Here is a 24,495-nt window from a genome sequence, read left to right as displayed (position 1 = left end):
CCTGAGCCGGTGCTCGATAATATCAGACAATCAGCAATATCAGATAATCAGGGATTTGTCGCGCCACAGTCGAAATCCGCCCTCGAAGGCGCGTGTATTGTCGCCGCGTCTGCAATCGGCGGGCAAGTCGGCGAGTTCCTCGACATTGCCGCCGCCGATGACCACGTAATCCGGCTGCATGGCGGCGCGAAGCCGGTCGACCACGTCAAAGACGTGTTTGCGCCATTTCTTCTTGCCGCGCTTTTGCAGGCCGCGTTCGCCGACATAGTCTTCGAAACTGCCGCGCTTCTTGTAGGGAAGATGGGCAAGCTCCATCGGTTGGGCGACGTTGTCGACGATCATCGCGGCCCCGAGGCCGGTTCCGAGGCCGAGGAACAGCATGCGGCCGCCTTCATAGCTGCCGACGGCCTGCATCAGCGCATCGTTGACGACCTTCACCGGTTTGCCGAACTCAGCGGCGAAATCGCAGCCGACCCAGCCCTTGCCGAGATTGGCGGGTTCGGTGAGCGGCCGGTTGTGGTGCACCGGACCCGGATAGCCCATCGAGACGACATCGTATTGCAGCCCTTCGGCCAGCGTCTTCACCGCCGCGACCATCTGCTGCGGCGTCAGCTCCGGTCCGGAAGCGGTCTTGCGCTCGTCGCCGCCGGCGCTGGTGCGGATCTTGACGTGCGAGCCGCCGATATCGATCGCAAGCACGATCTTTTCGGCGTCGGGTGCCGGTCGCTTCACCGCTTTGGCCATCGCTTTCGCCTCCCAGAAATCATTTCGATGGATTGATCCAGCCGTTCGGCGGGCCGAATCCAGTCATCGCTTCGGTCGGCCCCCAGGTCTTTGGCGCGTAGATCGCGGGCGCCGTGGTGTCGCCGAGCACCGGGCCGACGATGCGCCAGGCGAGCTCGCTGGCGTCCTGGCGGGTGAACAGCTGGCCGTTGCCGTTCATAGCGTCGCCGATCAACCGCTCGTAAGGCGGCATGTCGCCCTTCGAATCGTCGAGCGCGGTGAGCTCGACCTGCTCGCCGACCATGTCGTCGCCGGGCGCCTTGCGCCGGGCTCCGATCGAGATCGCCACCTGCGGATCGATGCGGAAGCGCACGTGATTGCAGTCGCCGGGCTTGATTGGATCGAAGACGTCGAGCGGCGGCCGTTTCAGCCGCACGATGACCTCGGTGGCGTGCACCGGCAGGGATTTGCCGGCGCGGATGAAGAACGGCACATCTTGCCAGCGCCAGGTATCGACGAAAAAGCGCACCGCCGCGAAGGTCTCGACCGGCGAGTTCGGCGCCACGCCCGGCTCGTTGAGATAGCCGTCGAACTGGCCGCGCACGACATCGTCCCTGGTCAGCGTCCGGATCGCCCGCAGCACCTGCACCTTCTCGTCGATCAGATCGTCGGCCGAGCGGCCGACCGGCGGCTCCATGGCGAGCAGCAAGAGGATGTTGAGCAGATGGTTTTCGATGACGTCGCGGATGCAGCCGACCTCGTCATAGAAGCGGCCGCGGCCCTCGACACCGAAATCCTCGGCCATGGTGATCTGCACGCTCTCGACGAAGTTGCGGTTCCAGATCGGCTCGAGGAAGGAATTGGCGAAGCGGAAATAGAGCAGGTTCTGGATCGCCTCCTTGCCGAGATAATGGTCGATGCGGAAGATCGACTTTTCGTCGAAGACCAGATGCAGTACCCGGTTCAGCCAGCGCGCCGATTGCAGATCATGGCCGAACGGCTTTTCCACCATCAGGCGTGCGCCCTGGGCGGCGCCCGACTGCTCCAGTCCCTGGACGACGACCTCGAACATGGCGGGCGGCACCGCCAGATAGTGCAGCGGCCGCTGTGCGCTGCCGAGCGCGGTCTTCAGTTTATCGAAGGTCGCAGGCGCCCGGTAGTCGCCGCTGACATAGCGCAGCAGCGTCGCGAGCCTTGCGAAGATCTTCTCGTCGATGCTGCCGATGGCGTTGACGATGCCGTCGCGGGCGCGCGCCTGCAGCTTGGCGATATCCCACGGATCGAAGGCGACGCCGATCACCGGCTCGTTCAGCGTTCCCTTGGCCACCATGGCGTAGAGGGCGGGGAAGATCTTCTTGTGGGCGAGATCGCCGGTGGCGCCGAAAAGCACCAGCGTGTCCGATCGTTCCTGGCTCATGGGTGTGCCTCCCTGTCGCCCGTCACGAGCCGGCCTTGGGTTTTTCGACATGGCCGCCAAAGGCATAGCGCATGGCGGACAGAAGCTTGTCGGCGAATTCGGACTCGCCTTGCGAGGAGAACCTGTCGAACAGCGCCGACGACAGCACCGGCGCCGGCACGCCGGTGTCGATCGCCGCCTTCAGCGTCCAGCGGCCTTCGCCGGAATCCGAGACCCGCCCGCCGAACTGTGTCAGCGACGAATCGGCCTTCAGCACGCCGGCCGTCAGGTCGAGCAGCCACGAGCCGATGACGCTGCCGTGCCGCCAGACCTCTGCCACCTCAGCGATGTCGATGTCGAACTGGTAATATTGCGGGTTCTCGAGTGGACTGGTTTCGGCGTCGGCGGTGCGCTGCCGCTTGCCGGCGTTCGCCGACTTCAGGATGTTCATGCCCTCGGCATAGGCGGCCATGACGCCGTATTCGATGCCGTTATGGACCATCTTGACGAAATGGCCGGCGCCGCTCGGTCCGCAGTGGAGATAGCCGAAGGGAGCGGTTCCGGCGTCCTTGGCAGGGGCGGGCGAAGCGGCGTCGGCGCCCGGCGCCAGCGTTGCGAAAATCGGATCGAGATGCTGCACCGCGCTGTCGGGGCCGCCGATCATCAGGCAGTAGCCGCGCTCGAGGCCCCAGACGCCGCCGCTGGTGCCGACATCGACATAGCTCAAGCCTTTCAAGGCCAGGCGCGCGGCGTGGTCGACGGCCTCATGATAATAGGAATTGCCGCCGTCGATGATGATGTCGCCCGGCTCCATCAGGGCGGCCACCTGGTCGACGATCCGGCCGGTGATCGCCGCCGGCAGCATCAGCCAGGCGCTGCGCGGCTTGGTCAGCTTGCCGACGAACTCCTCCATCGAGGCGGCTCCGACCGCGCCGGCGGTCACAAGCGCCGCGACGCTCGCCGGGTTAATGTCGTAGACGACGCATTCGTGGCCATCGCGCAACAGGCGCCGAACCATGTTGGCGCCCATCCGGCCCAGTCCCATCATTCCTATCTGCATGGTCTCGTCCTGCCTTACTTGAGGGATCGATGATCTAGTGGCTGTGCGGTATCGCCGATGCCGACAGAAAAGTCAGCATTCTCCCAACGGCCGGCATCGGACCAGAAGAATGTGAAGACAATGCTATTGCCCGGAGCGGCGTCGGCAACCGGCAACTCTGCGAGATGGATACCGAAAAGGTTCGCGGCGGTCTCGGTGTCATGGACGGTTGCCCAATTGTCGCTGCTCCAATGAACCACCGCCCGGGCCAGAAGTTCGATGCGCAGCGCCTTGCCTGCCGGGACGGTACGGATCATGTGGTTGAAGCGCCATGCCCTGAGGCACGACACCGTCCTGCCCTCGATATAGCGCTTGACGCCTTGCGGCGGCATGTCGAACACGGCGCCGTCGCGCAGCGAACGCAGCAGCTTGATGTGCTCGGAATGCGCCCAGACCAGCGGCTTGGCGCTGCCGGAGGGGCCGCCATGCCGCAATTCGCGCTCCGGCATGTCGGGACCGTCCCAGACCTGCTCCGGCAGCAGGCCGCCCGGCCCGGCGGAGCCCTCAAACGTGGCGAGCAGGCGTGCCGCACTGTCCCTGCGCCCTGCCGCCAGCTCGTAATGGGCGCGCTCGCCGACCAGCAGCGGCCAGGGCCGGCCCTGGCCGGTTCCATCGAAGGGTGCGCCGTCGGCATGCTCGCCATAGCCGTCGCCATTGTAGCGGTACCAGAGCGGCCCCTGCGGCAGTTCGCAGCGTAATTGCGCGTCGATGACCTTGACCGTGTCGAGGATGCGCGGATCGTCGGCTGCCCTCAGGCCGAAGCGGACCAGCGCCAGCGCATCCGGGCTGACGATCGCTTCGGCTGGGCGGTCCGCATCACCGGGCGGGCGGTTCTTGATCGGCACAAAGCCGTCCTTCGGCGATGCGGCGCCGGCGGTGTCGGGCGGGGCGATGCGGACATAGTAGCCTTCGACGCCGGCTTCGTCGCATGCGGCGGTGCCGGCGACGTAGGTCCAGCGCTCGATCTGATCGTTCCAGATATCGGCGGTTTCGCGCAGATAGTTTGCCGGCTCTGTTTTGCCGGCGGCATCGAACATGTCCGCAGCCGCAAGCAGCGCGGCGATCTCGACGGCAAGCGTGAACGGGCTGTAGCCGGCGTCTTCCTCCCAGCGGTCCTCGCCGGTGACGGGGCCGTTGCGTACGACATAGGCGGCAGCGCGCTCGATCATCGGCATGAAGGAGGAGAGTACCGCAGGCGGCAAATGCCCGGCGCGGCGCAGCGCGTCGGCGAGCAGCAGCGGAAAGGCGCACTCGTCCATCTGGATGCCCGGCCAATAGACCGACCCGTCGAGCCAGGCGTTCTGCGGCCAATGGCCGTCCGGCTGCTGGATCGAGCGCAGATAGCCAAGGATGCGCAAGGCTTCCGCCGGGTCGCCGGCGGCGAGGAATCCGCCGGCGGTTTCGACCAGATCGCGCGGCCAGACCAGGTGATAGCCGCCGAGATCGTCGTCGCCCTTGTTGAAGCCCCACGGGATCGACAGGCTGGCCACGGCTGCTCCGGTCGACGAGCGGTGTGTCGCCAGCACCGCCGTGCTGAGGCGGTAGGGATTGAGGGCGGACACCGCATGCCGGTCCAGCGGCAGCAATCCGGCCTGCCATTGGCGCCATTTGTCGATGTAGGATCTGGCTGCGGGCCCAAAACCTTGGTTCAGGCTGGCGAAAGCAGTTTCCGCCGCCTGTTGCGGCGTCGTGCCGAAGCCCAGCGCCAGCAACATTTTTGGGTTCGCAGCCGAAAAGGCGATCTCACCGGTCAGCGCGACATTGCCGTCCTCGGCCCTGCGGCAGGCCGGATCGAGCCGGCCGCTTTGACGAAGCTGCTGCCAGCCGTCGGAGACGCCGACATAGCCGGCCGCGCACGCCTTCCACGGCCGCGACGAGGCGAGCGCCAGGCAGACGCCGCGTCCCGATGCAAACAGAACAGGCTGTCCTTCATGGTCGTCGATCCAGGCAGTGTTGCCCATGCCGGCATTGACGAGGTGCGGCGCCAGCAGCGCGTAGACGCGGTAGTCGCTGGCGGCACCCTTGAGCGACGTGAACATGATCTCCTGCAGCAAGACGGGACGTTCCGGATCGGTGAGGACGCGCTTCTCGATCCGGTAGCTTCCATCGGCTGCGGTGTTGACCAGCCGATAGGCAGGCACCCCGTCCTCGAGGGGTTCGATGCGATGTTCGGCGTCGCGCTTCTCTTCGGAGAAATAGCCGTCGGGTCCGGTGACGATCAGCCCCAGATCGCGGGTGCATGCGCTGTCGAGGCGGGAATAGTAGATCTCGTTGAGGATACCGTGGCTGATGGTGAACCAGATCGGGCAGGCCGGCGACAGCGCGGTGCCGACGCCGCTCTTGGCGCTCGACGTCCAGCGCGCCGGAATGCCGGGTGCACCCGGGGCAAGGTTCACTGCCATTTAATCGGTCTCCATCGCCATCCCTAGACCAGGAGTCGAACCGGTTTCAATGATTGCACCGCAAGTTGATCGTCGGCCATGGATTGATGTTGACAGCTTGCTGGCTATCTGCATTTGTCTGATAATAGATAAAAAACAGCATTGTGAGCGTATCAGCCATTAGCCACCAGCCAGCCATTAGCCACCAGTAAGACAGCAACTCACGGGAGGAGTATGACATGAAGAAAATATTCGTTTTGGGCGCCCTTGCAGCGATGCTTGCCGCAGGCACCGCGCTTGCCGATACCAGCGGCAAGAAGATCGCTTTCTCCAACAATTACGCCGGCAATTCGTGGCGGCAGGCGATGCTGGACAGCTACGGCATCGTCACCAAGAAGGCAGTCGCCGACAAGGTGGTCGGCGCCGCCGACGTCTTCACGACGGCCGACAAGGAAGTGCCGACGCAGGCAGCCCAGGTGCAGAACCTGATCCTGCAGGGCTATGACGCGATCGTCATCAACGCGGCATCTCCGGATGCCCTCAACGGCGCCATCAAGCAGGCCTGCGACGCCGGCATTGTCGTCGTCTCCTTCGATGGCATCGTCACCGAACCCTGCGCCTACCGCGTCGTCGTCGACTTCAAGGACATGGGCAAGCAGGAAGTCGAGCAGATGGCCAAGTTCCAGCCCAAGGGTGGCAATCTGCTGGAAATCCGTGGCCTTGCCGGCACTTCGATCGACGATGCCATCCATGCCGGCATCCTCGAAGGTGTCGCCGCCCATCCCGAGTTCAAGATCGTCGGCTCGGTGACCGGCGACTGGGACCAGACCACGGCACAGAAGGCCGTAGCGACGATCCTGCCGTCGCTGCCGGATGTGGTCGGTGTCGTCGACCAGGGCGGTGACGGCTACGGCGCGGCGCAGGCCTTTGCCGCCGCCGGCAAGCCGCGCCCGACCATCATCATGGGCAATCGCCAGGACGAGTTGCAATGGTGGAAAGAGCAGAAGGAAAAGGACGGTTACCAGACCTGGTCGGCTTCGATCGCGCCAGGCGTATCGACGCTTGCCTTCTGGGTGGCGCAGCAAGTGCTCGACGGCCGCACCGACGTGCCGCACGACCTGCTGGTTCCTTATCTCGCCTTCACACAGGACGATTTCGAGGCAGCGTTGCCGAAGATTCCGAAGGGCGGCGTCGCCAGCCACGAATACACGCAGGAAGACGCCGTCGCGGCGATCAAGGCCAACATCAAGTGAGCATGGCACTATTGTTGCCGCCACAGATAACCGGGTATCGTTGAGGGATGCCCGAGGCCAGTGCAGACATCATCAGGCCTGACGGCGCCGAAAAACATTTCGGTGCCGTCAGTATGGACATCATAAGACTGGGCGGCGCCGAAAAACATTTCGGTGCCGTCAGGGCGCTCGACGGTGTCGATTTCAGCGTTCGTGCCGGAGAATGCGTCGGTCTCGTCGGCCATAACGGCGCCGGAAAGTCGACGCTCATGCATATGGTGGCCGGCACGCTTACCCCCGACAGCGGGCAGATCGCGGTCCGCGGCGGCGTCGAGGCAAGTTATTCGGTGCCGCGCGCACAGCAGCTCGGCATACGGTGCGTTTTCCAGGAACTGTCGCTCTGCCCGAACCTCAGCGTCGCCGAGAATACGCGGATCAACCACGCCTCGCTTAATGGCTTCGGCTGGCGGCGCAAGGCGGCCGATCTGATCGCGGCCAAGCTCGACGAGATCTTCCCCGGCCACAGCATCTCGGCATCCGACATCGTCGGTGATCTCGCCATCACCAGCCGGCAGATGGTGGAGGTGGCGCGCGCCTTCACGGTCACCCAGGAGCCGCTCGAACTGGTCATCCTCGACGAGCCGACATCCTCGCTCGATGCGCATACGGCCGGCCAGCTGCTGGCGTTCGTGCGCCGCTTCATCGCCGCCGGCAAGAGCTGCATCCTGATCTCGCATGTGCTGGGCGAGGTGCTCGGAAATGCCGACCGCATCGTGGTGATGCGCGACGGCAAGGTGGTCGCCGCCGGACAGGCCGATCAATTCGACCGCGACAGGCTGGTGACGGCGATGGGCGGAGCGGAGGCGCGCGAGAAGGCCGCCGCAGAGATTGCGAGCGGCAAGCCGGAGCCCGGTCCGCTGCGGGTCCGGGCGCGGCCGGCGCGACAGCAAGATGGCAACGAGCTCATCGCCCGTGCCGGTGAGATCATCGGCCTTGCCGGGCTTGCCGGGCATGGCCAGACCGACCTTTTGCTGGCGATCTTCGCCGCGGCTTCCCGCGCCAAGACCGGCATAGAGGTCACCGCTCCGGTGGCGCTGGTTGCCGGCGACCGCCAGTCGGACGGGATTTTTCCGCAATGGTCGATCGCCGAGAACATCGGCATCCGCTCGCTGGCGCGATTGCGCAACGGCCTCTTGATCTCACCGCAGCGCGAAGCCGAGCTCGCCCAGCTGTGGCAGCGGAAAATCGGCATCCGCACGCCCGATATGAACAACAACATCTTCTCGCTGTCCGGCGGCAACCAGCAGAAGGCCTTGTTCGCGCGGGCGCTCGGCTCCGACGCCAAGATCGTGCTGATGGACGATCCGATGCGCGGCGTCGACATCGGCACCAAGCTCGAAGTCTACGACCTCGTGCGCGAAGAGGCTCGCCATGGCCGCACATTCCTCTGGTACACCACCGAAACCGAAGAGCTCGACAATTGCGACCACATCTATGTGTTCAAGAACGGCCGGATCGTCGCCAACCTTCGTCGCGACGAACTGACGGAGGAAAAGATCATCCAGTCCTCGTTTGGCGACGCGGCCTGAGATGACAGCGGTATCCATCGAGAATGGGCTAAAATCTTCGGCTCGCGCCACGAGGCGGGCGCGCATGCTGCGCAGCCTGCTGCCGGCACTGTCGCTGGCGCTGGTGCTCATCGCTATTGCCTGGCTCAACCCGCGCGCCATCAGCTATTTCGGCTTCAGCCTGATGCTCAATCTGGCGATCCCGATCGCGCTGGCGACGATCGCGCAGATGTTCGTCATCGCCGGCAACGAGCTCGATCTGTCGATCGGCACCTTTGTCGGCTTCGTCGGCTGCGTCACGGCGACATGGCTGAAGGACGCCCCACTGCTCGGCGTCGTCATCCTGCTCGGGTCGATCGGCGTCTACGCGCTGCTCGGCGCGCTGATCCATCTGCGCAACCTGCCCTCGATCGTGGTGACGCTCGGCATGAGCTTCGTCTGGCAGGGCTTGGCCATCCTCATCCTGCCCAAGCCCGGCGGCAAGGCGCCGGACTGGCTGCTGTCACTGATGGCCTTCAAGCCGCCCTTCATTCCGTTCCCGATCATCGCGGCATTGCTGATCGCAGCCGTCGTCCACTATGGCCTGATGCGCACCTCCTATGGCGTCATCCTGCGTGGATCGGGCGGCAATTCAGCCGCGCTCAAGCGCGCCGGCTGGTCGCTGCTCCGCACCAAAATCGCGCTGTTTGCGCTGACCGGCCTGTTCGGCGTTTTGTCCGGCATGGCGCTGATCGGCATCACCACCTCGGCCGACGCCAATATCGGCAATGGCTACACGTTGCTTTCGATCGCCGGCGTCATCCTCGGCGGCGGTGAGTTCGTCGGCGGCCGGGTGTCGCCGATCGGCGCCGTCATCGGCGCGTTGACGCTGGCGCTGGCCGCATCGCCACTGCTGACGTTCATGCACATTCCGCCCGACTGGCAGGTTGCCGCCAATGGCGCCATCCTGATCATCGTGCTGGCGGCCCGGGTGCTGATCAGCCGCAGGGAGAGGTGAGCATGGTCTCGCTGCGGGCACTGCTCGCCAGACCCTGGATCTGGTCGTTCTTCGGGGCGCTGCTGGTGTGGCTGGCGACGATCGCCTTCACCGGCGGCTATGGCGGAGGCGGGATGATCACGGCGGCGCTGTCGCTTGCCGTCTTCACCGTCATCGTCGGCGTCGGCCAGATGTTCGTCATCACGCTCGGGCCGGGCAATGTCGACCTGTCGCTGCCGGCCAATATCGGCCTTGCCAGTGCTGTCGCCATGAAGGTCATGGACGGCAATGATGCGATGATCGCGGTCGGGCTGCTGGCCGCGCTTGCCTGCGGCATGGCGATCGGTGCCGTCAACTACCTTCTGATATGGGCGCTGCGCATTCCGCCGATCATCGCGACGCTATCGGCCAGCTTCGTCATCCAGTCGGTCGACATCAGCTATGGGCGCGGCTTGCAGATCAAGCCGCCGCCGGGCTTTGCCGATTTCACCAACTGGCAGGTGTTCGGCATCCCGGTGCTGGCGATCCTGACCGTGCTGTTCACCATCGGCGCCGGCATCGTTTTGCAGCGCATGATCTACGGACGCTCGGTGCTGGCGATCGGCCAGAACATCCGCGCCGCCTGGCTGGCAGGCGTCAATGTCGGCCGCACCCGCTTCCTCACCTACACGCTGTCGGGCGCGCTCGGCGGCCTCGACGGTGCACTGCTCGCCGGTTATTTCCGCGGCGCCAATGTCGATATCGGCAATGAGTATCTGCTGGCGTCGATCGCGGTTGTCGTCATCGGTGGCACGTCGGTAGCCGGCGGCAAGGCCAATGTGCCGGGGGTCTGGGGCGCGGCGCTGTTCCTCGTGCTGCTGTTGACCATGCTCAACACGTTCGGCGTAAGCGTCGGCGTGCGCCTGGTGCTGACCGGGCTGATCATCGTCGGCGTCATCACCGCGGCCGGCGGGCAGAAGGCGCTGCGCTAAGGCAAGGCCACCCGGCGGCGAGAGGATATCGATCCGGCCCGCAAACATGTGGTTCCCATCCGCATGCCAGCGCTGTAAATCCCGTCGGGCTCCTGGCCAACATCATTGTATGAGGTTTGCGTGTCCGATTTCGTCAGCACTACAAGGCACGGCAACGTCGCGCTGGTGAGCATCGACAATCCGCCGGTCAACGCGCTGAGCTTCCATGTGCGCGAGCCGCTGATGCAGGCGCTTGTCTCGCTGCGCGACGAGCCGTTGGTGGGAGCAATCGTGATAGCCTGCGCCGGGCGGACCTTCGTCGCCGGCGCCGACATCACCGAATTCGGCAGACCGGCGCAGCAGCCGGAATTGCGCGCCATTGTCGCCGTGCTGGAAACCATCGCCAAGCCGACGGTCGCCGCCATTCACGGCACTGCGCTCGGCGGCGGCCTGGAACTGGCGCTCGGCTGCCATTTCCGTGTTGCCGACCGAGCGGCAAGGCTCGGCCTGCCGGAAGTCAAGCTCGGCCTGCTGCCGGGCGGCGGCGGCACGGTTCGCCTGCCGCGCTTGGTTGGTCCGCTGAAGGCACTCAGCATGATCGTTTCGGGAACGCCGATCAATGCGGCCGAGGCGCGCGCCGCCGGTCTGGTGGATGCCGTCTTCGATGGCGACCTGACCGCGCAAGCGGTGAGTTTCGCCAGCGAAACGGCCGCGAAAGGCGGTCCGTTCACGCCGGTGCGCGACCGCAACGATCGCCTCGACCAGGCCGACTTGCCGGCCTTCGACAAGGAGGCGGCAACGCTTGCGGGCAAAGCGCGCGGTCTCGAGGCGCCGATAGCCTGTGCGCAGTCGGTCCGCAACGCCCTCACGCTGCCCTTCGACGAAGCGCTGGCGGCCGAACGCGACCTGTTCGTCAAGCTTGTCGCCGGCGACCAATCACGCGCGCAGCGGCATTTGTTCTTCGCTGAACGTGAGGCGGCAAAGCTTGCCGGCAAGGATGTCGTCAGGCGCAAGATCGCCCGGGTCGGCGTCATCGGCGCCGGCACGATGGGCGGCGGCATCGCCATGGCGTTCGCCAATGGCGGTCTTCCCGTGACCTTGCTGGAAACAACGCAGGAAGCATTGCAACGCGGGCTGGCGACGATCGACAAGAACTATGCCGTTTCCGTCACCCGCGGGTCGCTGAGCGAAGACGCCAAGCGCCAGCGGCTGGCTTTGTTCAGGGGCAGCACCGACTATGCAGACCTCGCCGATTGCGACCTGATCGTCGAGGCTGTGTTCGAGGAAATGGCGGTCAAGAAGGAGGTATTCGGCAGGCTCGATGCGGTGGCCAAACCGGGCGCGATCCTTGCCACCAACACCTCTTATCTCGACGTCAACGAGATCGCCGCTTCGACGTCGCGGCCGCAAGATCTCCTTGGCATGCATTTCTTTTCGCCGGCTAACGTCATGAAGCTTCTGGAAATCGTCCGCGCCGACAAGACCTCGCCGGACGTGCTGACGACCATCGTCGATCTGGCGCGGCGGATCGGCAAGGTGCCGGTCGTCGTCGGCGTCTGCCACGGCTTCGTCGGCAACCGCATGCTGGCGGCGCGGGGTGCGGAACTGGAGGCGCTTCTGCTCGAGGGTGCAATGCCGCGCCAGGTCGACCAGGTGTTCACCGATTTCGGCTGGCCGATGGGGCCGTTCCAGATGAGCGATCTCGCCGGCCTCGACATAGGCTGGCGCAACCGCAAGGCGCGTGGCCAGACGGCTGACATCGCCGACACGTTGTGCGAACAGGGCCATTTCGGCCAGAAGACCGGCAGCGGCTTCTATCGCTATGAGAACGGTTCGCGCACGCCGCTGCCCGATCCGGAGGTCGAAGCGCTCATCCACAACAAGGCTGCTGAAGGCGGCATTGCACCGCGGGCAATCGGCGCCGAGGAGATCATCGAGCGCACGCTCTATCCGATGATCAACGAGGGCGCCAAAATCCTCGAGGAACAGATTGCCGCCCGCGCGTCCGATATCGACGTCGTCTGGGTCAACGGCTATGGCTTCCCGGTCGGCAAGGGCGGGCCGATGTTCTGGGCAAGCCGCGAAGGCGTGGACAAGATCATCCGGCGGCTGGATCACTGGCACCAGCAGACCGGCGAGGACGTCTTCCGGGCGGCACCTCTGCTCAGGCAAATGGCCGAAACCGGTTCCTGGGACGCTGCCGGCTGAACTTGGGACTACCGAATCCGTGCGTCCATGATCTCGACAAAACGCGCGAACAGACCCGCCTGCGACTTTATCTTGAGCTTGCGGTAGATGTTGCGGCGATGGACTTTTACGGTTCCCGGCACGATGCGCATCGCCCTGGCGATTGATTCCGTGGAATGGCCCTGAAGCACCAGATCGACGACATGCTGCTCGCGCGGCGTGAGCGAGAGGCTCTTCCAGATGTGAGCACGTTCGAACTCGCTGACTGGAGCAATCGTTTCGTCCTGCTTCGTCTCTGCCGGTTTGTCGGCCGGAAGATCATGCCAGCGCAGCCTGATGAGATTGATCACCGCAGGCGCCATGTCGCGCAGCAACCTCGCATCGGCGGTTCCGAAAGGTCCCGAAGCGCGCAATCGCATCAGCGAGAGCACCAGTGCGTCCTTTCCCGGCAGCGGCACAAAAAAGCCGACCTCCTCCGCAAGTCTGGTCTGGCTGTAATAGGAGCGGTAATATTCGCTGGCATAGAAGCGATCCGGCGCCAATTCGCGCATGCGCCAAAAGCCTTCCTTGCGCTCGACCGCAGCATGGTGGAACGGATCGAGCAGATAAGGCCCTTCCTGATAGAGCGCGACGAAGACGTGGCTGTCGGCCGGCGAGAATGTCTCGAACAGCAGCGGCGGGCGTAAGGCGCCGCGATAGCCGAAGATCACGCAATGATCGAAGCTGACATGCTGCCGGAGCCAGGCCACCATTGCCTTGCCGAAAAGCTCGCCGCTGGTCTCCCGCGTCGCTGCGATGAGCGCAGCGAGCCGGCTGTATTCATCGCTGCGCGAAACGCCCAATTCATACCCCTCCAGACGAGAAAATAGACAAAATATACCACCTGGGAGGTATATACTAGCCGCCATTGGCTCTGATAGCGTTTCGAGATCAACTAGCCGCTGGAGCCCGCAGCTTTGACCGCAGTGCCCGACATCGAGTTTCGCGGGGTCACCAAACGCTACGGCAGCGTGATCGCGGTCAGCGGCATCGATCTTGCCATCCCGCCGTCTGCCTTTGTCGCCTTGCTCGGGCCGTCCGGCTGCGGCAAGACAACCTGTTTGCGCATGATCGGCGGCTTCGAACAGCCAAGCGAAGGCGCGGTATTCATCCGTGGCCACGACATGGCCGGCACGCCGCCCTATCGGCGGCCGGTCAACATGGTGTTCCAGCAATATGCGTTGTTTCCGCATCTGGATGTCGAGGACAACATCGCCTATGGCCTGCGCCAGGCGCGGCCGCGCCTGTCGTCGCGCGAGATCAGCCTGAAAGCAGGCGAGGCGCTCGCTATGGTGCGGCTTGCCGGCTATGGACGCCGCAAGATCCATGAGCTTTCCGGCGGCCAGCAGCAGCGTGTCGCCCTGGCGCGGGCGCTGGTCAACAAACCGGCGGTGCTGCTGCTCGACGAGCCCCTGGCGGCGCTCGACAAGAAGCTGCGCACCGACATGCAGATAGAGCTGCAGAACCTGCAGCGCGAGATCGGCATCACCTTCGTCCTGGTCACCCACGATCAGGAAGAAGCACTGTCGATGAGCGATTTCGTCTGCGTCATGAATGGCGGGCGTATCGTCCAGCTTGGGCAGCCGAGCGAAATCTACGACGAACCCGCCGACCTCTTTGTCGCCGATTTCGTCGGCAAGACCAATCTGTTGAGCGGCAAGGTCGTCGGGCTCTCGGGCAAGCTCGTCGAGGTGGCGCTTGCCGATGGCACTGTCATTGCCGCGCGCAAGCGGACTTCGCTGGCTCAGGGTGAAGCCGTTTCGGTCAGCCTGCGCCCTGAATCGCTAAGCCTCGGCGCGCCCGGAAGCGGCCGGCTGAACGGGCTTGTCCGCAACCGGATCTTTCTCGGTCCGACCGCGGAATATGCAATCGAGGTCCAGGGCATCGGGACGCTGCTCGCAAAGGCCGATCATCTGATTGGCGGTGGAAATCTCTTCAAGCCGGGTGAACCTGTTGCCATCGGCTTTGCAGCCGGAACGCCGCTGGCGTTTCCGGAGAATAACGGGACCAACCAGAGGGAAAACAAAAATGTCGAAATCATATCGTGACGGACTGCCGATAAGCCCTGAAAAGTTCGTCGATCAATTGATGCGCCTCAAGCGGGGTTCCATCGGCCGCCGCGAGTTCCTTGGCCTTACCGGCCTGGGCATCGCAACGGCGGTGATGGCCCGCGAGCTCGGCATCATGCCGGCGCCGGCTTTCGCCCAGGAAGGTCTTGGCGACCGCATGTCGATTGCCACCTGGCCCAATTATCACGACCCGGCGACGTTCGAGAATTTCCAGGCCGAGACCGGCGTTGCCGTCGAGGTCAATGTGTTCGGCTCAAACGAGGAGATGCTGGCCAAGCTGCAGGCCGGCGCCTCGGGCTGGAGCCTTTTCGTTCCAACCAACTACACGATCTCGACTTACAAGAAGCTCGGCATCATCGAAGCGCTCGATATGGCCAAGCTTGCCAATTATGACGGCTCGCAAGAAGACCCGCGCTTCACTGGGGAAGGCACCATCGACGGCGTGGCCTACGCTGTGCCGAAGAATTGGGGCACCACCGGCTTTGCCGTCAACACCAAGAAACTGGCCAAGCCGATGACGAGCTGGAAGGAATTCTGGGACACGGCGATGGCGGAGGGCGACGGCCGGACCATGGTTCATGATTACCAGCTGACCACGATCGGCAACGCGCTGAAATATTTCGGCTTCTCGTTCAACTCGCTGAAGCCGGACGAACTCGCCAAGGCGGAGGAATTGCTGCTGAAGGTCAAGCCGCATCTGTTCGCGGTCTCCAGCGACTACCAGCCGTCGATGCGTGCCGGCGACGCCTGGATGACGATGTGCTGGACCAATGACGGGGCGCAGCTCCACCGCGACATCCCCGAAATCGCCTACGTGCTTGGCAAGGAAGGCGGCGAGATCTGGACCGACTTCTACGCAATCCCCAAGGATGCGCCCAACAAGCCTGCGGGTTATGCCTTGCTCAACTATTTGATGAACCCGAAAGTCGCGGTCAAGGAGCACCTGGCCAACGGTGCGCCTTCCACCGATGCGCGGGTCAATGCGCTGCTGCCCAAGGAGGTGCTGGAAAATCCGATCCTCTATCCGGCGGCGGATCTGCTCAAGCCACTCGAATTCGGTGCAGCCGCGACCTTGACCGACCCGGGCCGGGCCGAATTGATGGCACGCTTCAAGTCGGCTTGAACCGGGCGGACCAAAGGTCCGATGCAGGCAACTCCCCCGGCGGACAGATGTCCGCCGGCATCGGGGCGATTTTTCAATGCGCAGCAATGTTCTTCGTCACAATCTCCTGACCGCCCTGCTGCTCGGTCCGGCGACCGCATGGCTGTTGGTGTTTTTAGTTTTGCCGTTCGTGGCGATCGCCGTTTTCAGCGTCGGCGAGCGGGCGCCGGAAGGCGGCTATCAGGCCGCTTTCACCTTGGCGCAGTATGCCAATCTTCCGGCGCGGGCGACCGCCTTCTGGAACACCATGGTGCTGGCGCCGGCCGGTGCACTGGCCTGTCTTCTCGTTGCCTATCCGGTCGCCTATTACCTCGCCTTGCGCGCGCCGGAGCGGTGGCGGCTGATCCTGCTTGCGCTTGTCGTCATCCCGTTCTGGACCAGCCTGCTGATGCGGACTTATGCCTGGATGTATGTGCTTGGCGGGCGCGGCGTCCCAGCTCTGCTGGCCTATGTCGGGATGGAGGATGTGCGGCTGATCAATACGCCGGGAGCGGTTCTGCTCGGCATCGTCTATGGTTATCTGCCGCTGATGATCCTGCCGATCTATGTCAGCCTCGAGCGGCTCGATCGCCGGCTGCTGGAGGCCTCCGCCGATCTCGGCGCGACGCCGATCTCGACATTCCTCGGCGTGACGCTGCGGCTGTCGCTGCCAGGTGTGATGACCGGCTTCTCGCTGGTCATGATCCTGTTGCTCGGCGAATATCTGATCCCAACGCTACTCGGCGGCGGCAAGGTCTTCTTCATCGGCAACGCGCTGGTCGATCTGTTCCTGCAATCGCGCAACTGGCCGTTCGGATCGGCAATCGCCATAACCCTTGTAGCGGTTTCCGTGGTCGTGCTGCTTGCCGCGAACCGCATTTCGACACGGCTTTCGGGTGCCCGCCGGGTGGACCTGATCTGATGCGTGCCTTCGTCGTTGCGGTCTTTGCCTTTCTCTACCTGCCGATCGCGCTGGTGGTGCTGTTCTCGTTCAACGCCGGCCACCACGCCAGCGAGTTCACTGGCTTCTCGGTGCAATGGTACGGCAAGGCACTGGCGAACCCGTTCCTGGTCGAAGCGCTGAAGAACAGCCTGTTAATCGCCACGACCAGCGCCTTGCTCGCGGCACTCTGCGGCACCGCGGCGGCGCTTGGCCTGGCGCGTGTCGGCGCGCGGACGCGAGCCGTCTTCGATGCGCTTTTGGGTGCTGCGATCGTCGTTCCTGGCGTCGTCATCGGCATCTCGACGCTGGTCGCGCTGGTCCAGCTATTCGGGGTGGTCAACCCGTTTGTCGCTTCGCTGTGGCCGAACGATCAGCCACCGCGCCTGGCGCTCGGCTATGGCTCGATCATCGCCGCGCACGGGCTGTTTTCGATGGCGCTGGTGGCGATGATCGTCGGCACGCGCCTCGGCAGCCTCGACCGCAATCTGGTCGAGGCTTCGAGCGATCTTTACGCCACCCCGCTGACGACGTTCCGCAGCATCGTGTTGCCGCAGATCATGCCGGCGGTGGTCGCCGGCTTCCTGCTCGCCTTCACATTCTCCTTCGACGATTTCATCGTCGCTTTTTTCGTCGCCGGCGCGCAGACGACATTGCCGATCTATGTCTTTGCCTCGATCCGGCGCGGGGTCACGCCGGAGATCAATGCCATCGCGACGATCGTGCTCGTCGCCTCCGTTCTGCTCGTGGTGCTCGCCCAATGGCAATTGCGCCAGCGAAAACCATCCCACTGAAAGACAAAAACATGATTCTGAAAGATCGCATCGCCGTGGTGACGGGCGCCGGGTCGGGGATCGGGCGTGCCGGCGCCATGATAATGGCCAGGGAAGGCGCGCTCATGGTGATCGCCGACAGGGACCAGGCGGCGGGGGAAGCAACCGCTTCCGACATTCGTGCGTCCGGCGGTCGGGCCGAAGCCGTCGCCACCGATGTCGGCGACGATGCGGCGGTCGAGCAGCTCGTCGCAGGAACGCTGGGCCGGCATCGGCGGATCGACATCCTGCACAATCATGCCGGGATCCAGGTCGGCGGCACGCTGACCGAAGTCGGCGCCGACGGCATGGATGCCTCCTGGCGGATCAATGTGCGGGCGCAGTTCCTCGCGGCCAGGCTGGTCATGCCGTCGATGATCGCGCAAGGCGGCGGGGTGATCCTGAATACCGCCTCGAATTCGGGTGTGTTCTACGACCGCGAAATGATCGCCTACGCAACCTCAAAACATGCCGTGGTGGCGATGACCCGGCAGATGTCGCTCGACTATGCCCGGCACAATGTCCGCGTCAACGCGTTGTGCCCCGGCTGGGTCGACACGCCCTTCAACGAACCGTTTATCGCGCAGATGGGCGGGCGGGCGGCGATCGAAAACTATGTCCGCACCAAGATCCCCATGCAGCGCTGGGCCAGCGCCCAGGAAATCGCCGAAGCGATCCTGTTTCTCGTTTCCGACCGCTCGTCCTTCATGACCGGGCAGGCGTTGGTGATCGACGGCGGTGAAAGCATCGGCTGATCCGCAGCTCCCGGCGGGCGGGAGCTGAAATTCCCTTTGGCCTAACGGCCGGCGGCAAGATGTGCTTTCGTCTCAAGGAGAATGCGGCCAACATGGCTGGGCCGGGAGCAGAAATCGTCAGCGCAAAGGGAAGCTGCATAATGGCCGAGGCCTATATCTGCGACTATATCCGCACGCCGATCGGCCGCTTCGGCGGTTCGTTGTCGGCGGTGCGTGCCGACGATCTCGGCGCAATCCCGCTGAGGGCGCTGGTCAAGCGCAATCCCGGCATCGACTGGGCTGCCATCGACGACGTCGTCTATGGCTGCGCCAATCAGGCCGGTGAGGACAATCGCAACGTGGCGCGCATGGTACTGCTGCTGGCCGGCCTGCCGAAGGAGATTTCCGGCTCGACCGTCAATCGCCTCTGCGGTTCGGGCATGGATGCCGTCATCATCGCAGCGCGCGCGATCAAGGCCGGCGAGGCGGAGCTGATGATATCCGGCGGCGTCGAATCGATGTCGCGCGCACCGTTCGTGCTGCCGAAGGCCGAGACCGCGTTTTCGCGCAATGCCGAAGTTCACGATACCACGATCGGCTGGCGCTTCGTCAATCCACTGATGAAGAAGCAATACGGCGTCGATTCGATGCCGGAGACGGGCGAGAACGTGGCGGAAGAGTTCGCCGTCTCTCGCGCCGACCAGGATGCGTTTGCCGTGCGCAGCCAGGACAAGGCGGTCGCCGCACAAGCCAATGGCCGGCTGGCAAAGGAAATCACGCCGGTGACGATCGCGCAGCGCAAGGGTGACCCGATCGTCGTCTCGAAGGACGAACATCCGCGCTCGGGTACCACGATCGAGGCGCTGGCCAAACTGCCGACGCCGTTCCGGCAAAGCGGCACGGTCACGGCCGGCAACGCGTCGGGCGTCAATGACGGCGCGGCGGCGCTCATCGTTGCCTCGGAAGCAGCCGTGAAAAACTACGGGCTAACGCCGATCGCCCGTATTCTCGGCGGTGCCACGGCCGGCGTGGCGCCGCGCCTCATGGGCATCGGCCCGGTGCCGGCCACGCAAAAGCTATGCGCCCGGCTCGGCCTGACGCCGCAGCAATTCGATGTCATCGAGCTCAACGAGGCCTTCGCCTCGCAAGGCATCGCCGTGCTGCGCCAACTCGGCATTGCCGAGGATGCGGAGCACGTCAACCCGAATGGCGGCGCCATCGCGCTCGGTCATCCGCTCGGCATGTCCGGGGCGCGCATCACCGGCACGGCGGCATTGGAACTGCGCGAAGTCGGCGGCCGCTATGCGCTTGCCACCATGTGCATCGGTGTCGGCCAGGGCATAGCGGTGGCGCTGGAGAGATTGTGAGCGAGCAATTCCGGCCGTTCTGAAGGTGCGGCTGCGCGAATTCCCACGTCGTTCCGCCCTTCAAATTTGACCATGTGGACAAAAGCCGGGCACCGTTCCATAGTTCCTTCGCTGATATTCCAGAGAAGAGAGCCGGCTCGACACGGCGCCAATCAGAGGGGCATGCAATGGACAACGGGAAGAGCAGAATCCAATCGAAACGCGAAGGGCTTTCGCGACGCAACGTGCTGGAACTGGGCGCGCTCGGCCTGGCGGCGGCGATGCTGCCGGGCAGCGCCTTTGCTAAGACCAAGAAGCTGAAAGTGGCGGCGATCTTCGCCACGCCGATCGAGGAGCCGTGGGACAACCAGATCCACGTCGCCCTGCAGAAGGCCGAGAAGGAACTCGGCATCGAATACAAATGGTCGGAGAAGGTGCAGACCGCCGATTTCAGCCGTGTCATGCGCGAATATGCGCAAGGCGGCTATGAGCTGGTGCTGGGCGATGCCTTCGCCGCCGAGCGCGAATCGCGCAGGACGGCCAAGCAGTTTCCTAAGACCGCCTTCCTGTTCGGTTCCGGCGCCGGGCCGGCCGAGCCGAATTTCGGTGTCTTCGACAACTGGATCCACGAGCCGGCCTATCTATCCGGCATGATCGCCGGAAAGATGTCAAAATCGGGAACGATCGGCGCGGTCGCGGCGATGGGCATTCCGGAAGTGAACCGGCTGGTCAACGCCTTCTTTGCCGGCGCCAGGGAGGTCAATCCCAACATCAAGAAGAAGGTCGCCTTCATCGGCTCGTTCTTCGACCCGCCGAAGGCAAAGGAAGCGGCCGTCGCCCAGATCGACGCCGGCGTCGACGTCATCTATGCCGAGCGCTTCGGTGTCATCGAAGCGGCGGCGGAGAAGAAGATCCTCGCCATCTCCAACATGTCGGACCAGTCGAGCCTCGGCCCCGACACGGTGATCACCGGGCCGGTCTGGGACATGTATCCGACCGTCGAGCAGGCGATCAAGCTGGTCAAGGCCGGCGTCTTCACCGCGCAGGATTACGGCGATTTCTCGCGCATGGCCAAGGGCGGCTCCTACCTCGCGCCGTACCACAAATTCGACAAGACGCTGCCGGCCGAGGTCAAGGAACTGGTCGAGAAGAAGAAGGCCGAGATCCTCGACGGCAATTTCCGAGTCGACGTGGACGAGAATACGCCGGTCTCGGACTGAGTGCGCCCGCCCCTCCCCCTTGAGGGGAGGTGGCCCGCAGGGCCGGGTGGGGTCCCCTGCCACCCGCTCCATCCTTGTCGGTTGAAACGTCGAGGCGGTTGAGGGGACCCCTCCCGCCTCGCTTCGCTCGGCACCTCCCCGCAAGGGGGGTATCCGCGCCATCTCTCACCAGGAGTGCCCTTGCCCGCCCCTCTCATCGAAATGCGCGGCATCACCAAGAGCTTCGGCGCCGTCAAGGCGAACGAGGCCGTCGATCTCAGCGTCGCGCCGGGTGAAATCCTCGGGTTGCTCGGCGAAAACGGCGCCGGCAAGACGACGCTGATGAACGTGCTGTTCGGCGCCTATGCGCCCGACGCCGGCGAGATCCTGGTGCAGGACCGGCCAGTGGCGATCAACAGCTCGGCCGATGCGCTGGCCGCCGGCATCGGCATGGTGCACCAGCATTTTCATCTCGCACCGCGACTTTCGGTGCTGGAGAACCTCTTGATCGGCATTCCCGGCAGATCGGGCCGGATCGACCGCGCCGGGGGGCTGGCGCGGCTCGCCGAGATCGGCCGCCAGCATGGGCTGGCGCTCGACCCGGACCTTCCCGTTTCGGCGCTGTCGGTCGGCGAGCAACAGCGGCTCGAAATCGTCAAGGCATTGTTTCGCGGCGCAAGGCTGCTGATCCTCGACGAGCCGACGGCGGTGCTGGCGCCAACCGAGGTCGACGGACTGTTTTCGGCGCTGCGCTCGATGGCGGCACAGGGGCTCGGCATCATCTTCATCTCGCACAAGCTCAACGAGGTGCGGGCGCTGACGCATCGCTGCGTCGTGCTCAGGCACGGGCGCGTTGCCGGCCGCGTCGATACGCCGGCCAGCACGATATCTTCGGAGATGGCGCGGCTGATGTGCGGCCACGAGATCGTGCCTCCGGCCAGGGGACCGTCGACACCGGGTCCGGCGGTGCTGACCCTCGATGGTATCTCGACATCGCATCATTCCGGCATGGCGCTGCGCGATGTGTCGCTGTCGGTACGCGGCGGCGAGATCCTCGGCATTGCCGGCGTCTCCGGCAACGGCCAGCGGGCGCTTGCCGAGGTCATCTCCGGCGTGCGAGCGCCCGATGCCGGCCGCATGACGATAGCCGGCAAAGCCGTTTCGCGGTTCTCGCCGAGCGCAGTGCAGGCGCTCGGCCTTGGCCGCATCCCGGAAGACCGTATGACGACCGGGCTGGTCACCAATCTGCCGCTTGCCGATTCGATGGTGCTGCCGCGCATCGGCACGGTGGCGTTCAGCCGCAACGGCCTGCTCAGACAGGATGCGATCCGCACCTTCGCCGAGGCGCAGATCAAGGCCTACGATATACGTTGCCCCGGGCCGATGACGCGCGCCGGGGCGCTGTCCGGCGGCAATCTGCAGAAGGCGCTTTTGGCGCGCGAACTCGCCTTCGACCCAAAGGTGCTGATCGTTTCGCAGCCGACACGCGGCCTCGATATTGGTGCCGCGCGCTTCATCCACGAAAAATTCCTCGACATGCGCGCCAAGGGCTGCGGCATTATCGTTATCGGCGAGGACCTGGAAGAGTTGCTGATGCTCTGCGACCGCATTGCCGTGATGTATGAGGGCCGCATCGTCGGCACGCTGAACAGCGCCGATGCCAGCGTCGCCAGACTCGGGTTGATGATGACCGGGGCGGAGGCCTGATGTTCCGTCTCGAGGCCCGCACCTCAACGCCCGCCTGGTTCAATCTGGCGCTGCCGCTGCTCGCCATCGGCGCGACGCTGATCCTGTGCAGCGGCCTCATTGCATTGGCCGGCGCCGGCGTCGTCGAGGCATATGGCGTGATGTTTTCGGCGTCGTTGGGCGACAGCTACGCCATCACCGAAACGCTGGTGCGTGCCGCGCCGATGATCTTCACCGGTCTTGCCGTGGCGGTCGCTTTCCGCGCCAAATTCTGGAACATCGGCGCCGAAGGGCAATTGCTGGCCGGTGCGGTGGCGAGCTGTGCCGTCGGCGCCATCCCGATGCCGGGGCCGCTCGCCATGTTGCTGATGGCGCTGGCGGGCGCCGCCGCCGGCGCGGCCGTCGCCCTGATCCCTGCCACACTGCGGGTAAAATTCAGGGTCGATGACGTGGTCAGCTCGCTGCTGCTCAATTCGGTCATTTTCTACGCGCTGATGGCGCTGATCGAGGGCCCATGGAAGGATAGTTTCAGCGGCTACCCGATCTCGCCGCCGATCGAGGATTCAGCGAATTTCCCAGTGCTGCTCGAAGGCACGCGACTGCATCTCGGCGTCGTCGCGGCGCTGGTCGCCGCACCGGTCATCTGGTTCGTGGTCGCGCGCACGACGCTTGGTTTCCGCATCAGGGTCACCGGCGAGAACCCGGAAGCCGCGCGCTATGGCGGCATCAATGTCGAGCGGGTGCTGATTTCGACGGCGCTGCTATCAGGCGCGCTGGCCGGCCTTGCCGGCGTCGGCGAGGTCGGCGGCGTGCATTTCCAGGTGATGAGCGACATCTCGCCGGGCTATGGCTATTCCGGCATCGTCGTCGCCATGCTGGCGAGGCTCAATCCGCTCGGCGTCGTGCCGGCGGCGATCTTCCTTGCTGCCGTCATGACCGGCGCCGAGGCGATGTCGCGGGCGACCGGCGTTCCGGCCTTCCTCAGCGATGTCATCCAGGGAACGGCGCTGCTCGCCATGCTGGTGGCGCTGCTGTTCACCGCCTATCGCATCCGTCGCGTGGGAATAGCCAAATGAGCGTGGTGCTGGAGCAGATATTCCAGGTCGGCTTCCTGGCCGCCATCATCCGCATCGCCACGCCGCTTGCCTTCGCGACGCTGGGCGAGATGTTTTCCGAGCGCGCCGGCGTGCTCAATCTCGGCATCGAAGGCATCATGCTGTTGTCGGCAATGACCGGCTTCACCGCGGCGAGCCTCAGCGGCAGCCTTTGGCTTGGCGTGCTCGCCGCCGTGCTGACCGGCGCGCTGATGGGCGCCGTGCATGCGCTGTTCACGGTGGCGCTCGGCCTCAGCCAGCATGTCTGCGGCATCGGCGTGACGCTGTTCAGTTCAGGCCTTGCCTATTTCCTCTACAGGCTGATCTTCGGCCAGCAATCGGTACCGCCGAACATCAAGGGGTTCGAGACGCTGCCGATCCCGATATTATCCGGTATTCCGGTGCTTGGGCCGGCGGTGTTCAACCAGTTTTCGCTGGTCTACATGGCAATGCTGTCTATTCCCCTGGCCGCCTTCGTGCTCTACCGCACGCCATGGGGCCTGTCGGTCCGCATGGTCGGTGAAAACCCGCGCGCCGCTGATTCGGCCGGCGTCAGCGTCATCGCTACGCGCTTCCAGGCGGTGATCCTCGGCGGTGCCTTGATGGGGCTGGCCGGTGCCTTCCTGTCGATGGCGCAGTTCAACGCCTTCACCTTCGGCGTGGTTTCGGGGCGTGGCTGGGTGGCGATCGCACTCGTCGTCTTCGGCCGCTGGGATCCATGGCGCTCGGCAGGCGCCGCACTGTTGTTCGCCTTCGTCGACGCGCTGCAATTGCGCATGCAGGCAAGTGGGCTCGGCCACATTCCTTATGAGGCGTTCCTGATGCTGCCCTTCATCTTCACCATCGTCGCCATGGCGGTGATGTCGCGCAATGCGGTGGCTCCTTCGGCACTGCTCAAGCCGTTCCGGCGCGAAGAGCGGTAG

20 protein-coding genes are annotated in these 24,495 nt (G+C 64.5%); 15 read left to right on the top strand and 5 right to left on the bottom strand.

Going from position 1 to position 24,495, the window contains the following annotated elements; translation table 11 throughout:
• Positions 1-39 precede the first annotated feature (39 nt).
• The 4 genes from NKH37_RS04665 to NKH37_RS04650 are packed head-to-tail and all read right to left on the bottom strand — an operon-like array spanning position 40 to position 5,620.
• Positions 40-744 (bottom strand): ROK family protein, encoded by a 705-nt coding sequence (locus NKH37_RS04665; RefSeq protein WP_023721368.1) that lies wholly within the window; start codon positions 742-744, stop codon positions 40-42.
• A 19-nt stretch (positions 745-763) separates the two neighbouring features.
• Positions 764-2,140 (bottom strand): glucose-6-phosphate dehydrogenase, encoded by a 1,377-nt coding sequence (zwf, locus tag NKH37_RS04660; protein WP_352857119.1) that lies wholly within the window; start codon positions 2,138-2,140, stop codon positions 764-766.
• Between the two features lie 22 nt (positions 2,141-2,162).
• On the bottom strand, positions 2,163-3,179 hold the full coding sequence (gnd, locus tag NKH37_RS04655) for a phosphogluconate dehydrogenase (NAD(+)-dependent, decarboxylating) (RefSeq protein WP_023721366.1): 1,017 nt from the start codon (positions 3,177-3,179) through the stop codon (positions 2,163-2,165).
• Between the two features lie 14 nt (positions 3,180-3,193).
• Complete coding sequence (locus NKH37_RS04650) at positions 3,194-5,620, bottom strand: glucan 1,4-alpha-glucosidase (protein WP_353040818.1); 2,427 nt, start codon at positions 5,618-5,620, stop codon at positions 3,194-3,196.
• 218 nt (positions 5,621-5,838) lie between these two features.
• Between NKH37_RS04650 and NKH37_RS04645 the strand changes: the two genes are divergently transcribed.
• From NKH37_RS04645 to NKH37_RS04625, 5 genes are all read left to right on the top strand, one after another.
• Complete coding sequence (locus NKH37_RS04645; RefSeq protein ID WP_023721363.1) at positions 5,839-6,852, top strand: ABC transporter substrate-binding protein; 1,014 nt, start codon at positions 5,839-5,841, stop codon at positions 6,850-6,852.
• Positions 6,853-6,965: 113 nt separating this feature from the next.
• Positions 6,966-8,420 (top strand): sugar ABC transporter ATP-binding protein, encoded by a 1,455-nt coding sequence (locus NKH37_RS04640; RefSeq protein ID WP_352961968.1) that lies wholly within the window; start codon positions 6,966-6,968, stop codon positions 8,418-8,420.
• 1 nt (position 8,421) lies between these two features.
• Positions 8,422-9,396, top strand: coding sequence for an ABC transporter permease (locus NKH37_RS04635; RefSeq protein ID WP_353004019.1), 975 nt, complete (start codon positions 8,422-8,424; stop codon positions 9,394-9,396).
• A 2-nt stretch (positions 9,397-9,398) separates the two neighbouring features.
• Positions 9,399-10,346, top strand: coding sequence for an ABC transporter permease (locus NKH37_RS04630; RefSeq protein WP_353004016.1), 948 nt, complete (start codon positions 9,399-9,401; stop codon positions 10,344-10,346).
• 120 nt (positions 10,347-10,466) lie between these two features.
• Positions 10,467-12,533 (top strand): 3-hydroxyacyl-CoA dehydrogenase NAD-binding domain-containing protein, encoded by a 2,067-nt coding sequence (locus tag NKH37_RS04625; protein WP_353004014.1) that lies wholly within the window; start codon positions 10,467-10,469, stop codon positions 12,531-12,533.
• 8 nt (positions 12,534-12,541) lie between these two features.
• Here NKH37_RS04625 and NKH37_RS04620 read toward each other — a convergent pair whose 3' ends face one another.
• The gene (locus NKH37_RS04620; protein WP_352481005.1) at positions 12,542-13,354 is read right to left on the bottom strand and encodes a response regulator transcription factor; all 813 of its coding nucleotides are present in this window, start codon (positions 13,352-13,354) and stop codon (positions 12,542-12,544) included.
• Positions 13,355-13,468: 114 nt separating this feature from the next.
• Here NKH37_RS04620 and NKH37_RS04615 point away from each other — a divergent pair, with 114 nt between their 5' ends.
• The 10 genes from NKH37_RS04615 (at position 13,469) to NKH37_RS04570 (ending at position 24,495) form a co-directional block, all read left to right on the top strand.
• Complete coding sequence (locus tag NKH37_RS04615) at positions 13,469-14,599, top strand: ABC transporter ATP-binding protein (protein ID WP_353004012.1); 1,131 nt, start codon at positions 13,469-13,471, stop codon at positions 14,597-14,599.
• A complete protein-coding gene (locus NKH37_RS04610) occupies positions 14,580-15,743 on the top strand; it encodes an ABC transporter substrate-binding protein (protein ID WP_352588120.1) in 1,164 nt (387 codons plus the stop codon). Before NKH37_RS04615 ends, NKH37_RS04610 begins: the two co-directional genes overlap by 20 nt.
• Positions 15,744-15,819: 76 nt before the next feature.
• Positions 15,820-16,683 carry an ABC transporter permease gene (locus NKH37_RS04605; RefSeq protein WP_352481004.1) on the top strand — a complete coding sequence of 288 codons (864 nt, stop codon included), beginning with the start codon at positions 15,820-15,822 and terminating at the stop codon, positions 16,681-16,683.
• A complete protein-coding gene (locus tag NKH37_RS04600; RefSeq protein WP_023721354.1) occupies positions 16,683-17,495 on the top strand; it encodes an ABC transporter permease in 813 nt (270 codons plus the stop codon). Before NKH37_RS04605 ends, NKH37_RS04600 begins: the two co-directional genes overlap by 1 nt.
• Positions 17,496-17,506: 11 nt before the next feature.
• Complete coding sequence (locus tag NKH37_RS04595; RefSeq protein WP_353004009.1) at positions 17,507-18,268, top strand: SDR family NAD(P)-dependent oxidoreductase; 762 nt, start codon at positions 17,507-17,509, stop codon at positions 18,266-18,268.
• 140 nt (positions 18,269-18,408) lie between these two features.
• A complete protein-coding gene (gene pcaF, locus NKH37_RS04590; RefSeq protein WP_353004007.1) occupies positions 18,409-19,614 on the top strand; it encodes a 3-oxoadipyl-CoA thiolase in 1,206 nt (401 codons plus the stop codon).
• Positions 19,615-19,781: 167 nt separating this feature from the next.
• The gene (locus tag NKH37_RS04585) at positions 19,782-20,813 is read left to right on the top strand and encodes a BMP family protein (RefSeq protein ID WP_352451297.1); all 1,032 of its coding nucleotides are present in this window, start codon (positions 19,782-19,784) and stop codon (positions 20,811-20,813) included.
• A 180-nt stretch (positions 20,814-20,993) separates the two neighbouring features.
• Positions 20,994-22,499 (top strand): ABC transporter ATP-binding protein, encoded by a 1,506-nt coding sequence (locus NKH37_RS04580; RefSeq protein ID WP_502895833.1) that lies wholly within the window; start codon positions 20,994-20,996, stop codon positions 22,497-22,499.
• Positions 22,499-23,554 (top strand): ABC transporter permease, encoded by a 1,056-nt coding sequence (locus NKH37_RS04575; RefSeq protein WP_023721349.1) that lies wholly within the window; start codon positions 22,499-22,501, stop codon positions 23,552-23,554. The genes NKH37_RS04580 and NKH37_RS04575 overlap by 1 nt, the downstream gene beginning before the upstream one ends.
• Complete coding sequence (locus NKH37_RS04570; protein WP_023721348.1) at positions 23,551-24,495, top strand: ABC transporter permease; 945 nt, start codon at positions 23,551-23,553, stop codon at positions 24,493-24,495. Before NKH37_RS04575 ends, NKH37_RS04570 begins: the two co-directional genes overlap by 4 nt.

Origin of the sequence: Mesorhizobium sp. M1217 (assembly GCF_040318275.1) — a bacterium.
In the GTDB taxonomy this organism is placed as follows: Bacteria; Pseudomonadota; Alphaproteobacteria; order Rhizobiales; family Rhizobiaceae; genus Mesorhizobium.
This window is presented reverse-complemented; position numbering and strand designations above follow the sequence as displayed.

Excerpts from the sequence above, each read along its gene's own strand:
- NKH37_RS04665 (WP_023721368.1), bottom strand. The coding sequence starts at position 744 with ATGGCCAAAGCGGTGAAGCGACCGGCACCCGACGCCGAAAAGATCGTG.
- zwf (WP_352857119.1), bottom strand. The coding sequence starts at position 2,140 with ATGAGCCAGGAACGATCGGACACGCTGGTGCTTTTCGGCGCCACCGGC.
- gnd (WP_023721366.1), bottom strand. The coding sequence starts at position 3,179 with ATGCAGATAGGAATGATGGGACTGGGCCGGATGGGCGCCAACATGGTT.
- NKH37_RS04650 (WP_353040818.1), bottom strand. The coding sequence starts at position 5,620 with ATGGCAGTGAACCTTGCCCCGGGTGCACCCGGCATTCCGGCGCGCTGG.
- NKH37_RS04645 (WP_023721363.1), top strand. The coding sequence starts at position 5,839 with ATGAAGAAAATATTCGTTTTGGGCGCCCTTGCAGCGATGCTTGCCGCA.
- NKH37_RS04640 (WP_352961968.1), top strand. The coding sequence starts at position 6,966 with ATGGACATCATAAGACTGGGCGGCGCCGAAAAACATTTCGGTGCCGTC.
- NKH37_RS04635 (WP_353004019.1), top strand. The coding sequence starts at position 8,422 with ATGACAGCGGTATCCATCGAGAATGGGCTAAAATCTTCGGCTCGCGCC.
- NKH37_RS04630 (WP_353004016.1), top strand. The coding sequence starts at position 9,399 with ATGGTCTCGCTGCGGGCACTGCTCGCCAGACCCTGGATCTGGTCGTTC.
- NKH37_RS04610 (WP_352588120.1), top strand. The coding sequence starts at position 14,580 with ATGTCGAAATCATATCGTGACGGACTGCCGATAAGCCCTGAAAAGTTC.
- NKH37_RS04605 (WP_352481004.1), top strand. The coding sequence starts at position 15,820 with ATGCGCAGCAATGTTCTTCGTCACAATCTCCTGACCGCCCTGCTGCTC.
- NKH37_RS04600 (WP_023721354.1), top strand. The coding sequence starts at position 16,683 with ATGCGTGCCTTCGTCGTTGCGGTCTTTGCCTTTCTCTACCTGCCGATC.
- NKH37_RS04595 (WP_353004009.1), top strand. The coding sequence starts at position 17,507 with ATGATTCTGAAAGATCGCATCGCCGTGGTGACGGGCGCCGGGTCGGGG.
- pcaF (WP_353004007.1), top strand. The coding sequence starts at position 18,409 with ATGGCCGAGGCCTATATCTGCGACTATATCCGCACGCCGATCGGCCGC.
- NKH37_RS04585 (WP_352451297.1), top strand. The coding sequence starts at position 19,782 with ATGGACAACGGGAAGAGCAGAATCCAATCGAAACGCGAAGGGCTTTCG.
- NKH37_RS04575 (WP_023721349.1), top strand. The coding sequence starts at position 22,499 with ATGTTCCGTCTCGAGGCCCGCACCTCAACGCCCGCCTGGTTCAATCTG.
- NKH37_RS04570 (WP_023721348.1), top strand. The coding sequence starts at position 23,551 with ATGAGCGTGGTGCTGGAGCAGATATTCCAGGTCGGCTTCCTGGCCGCC.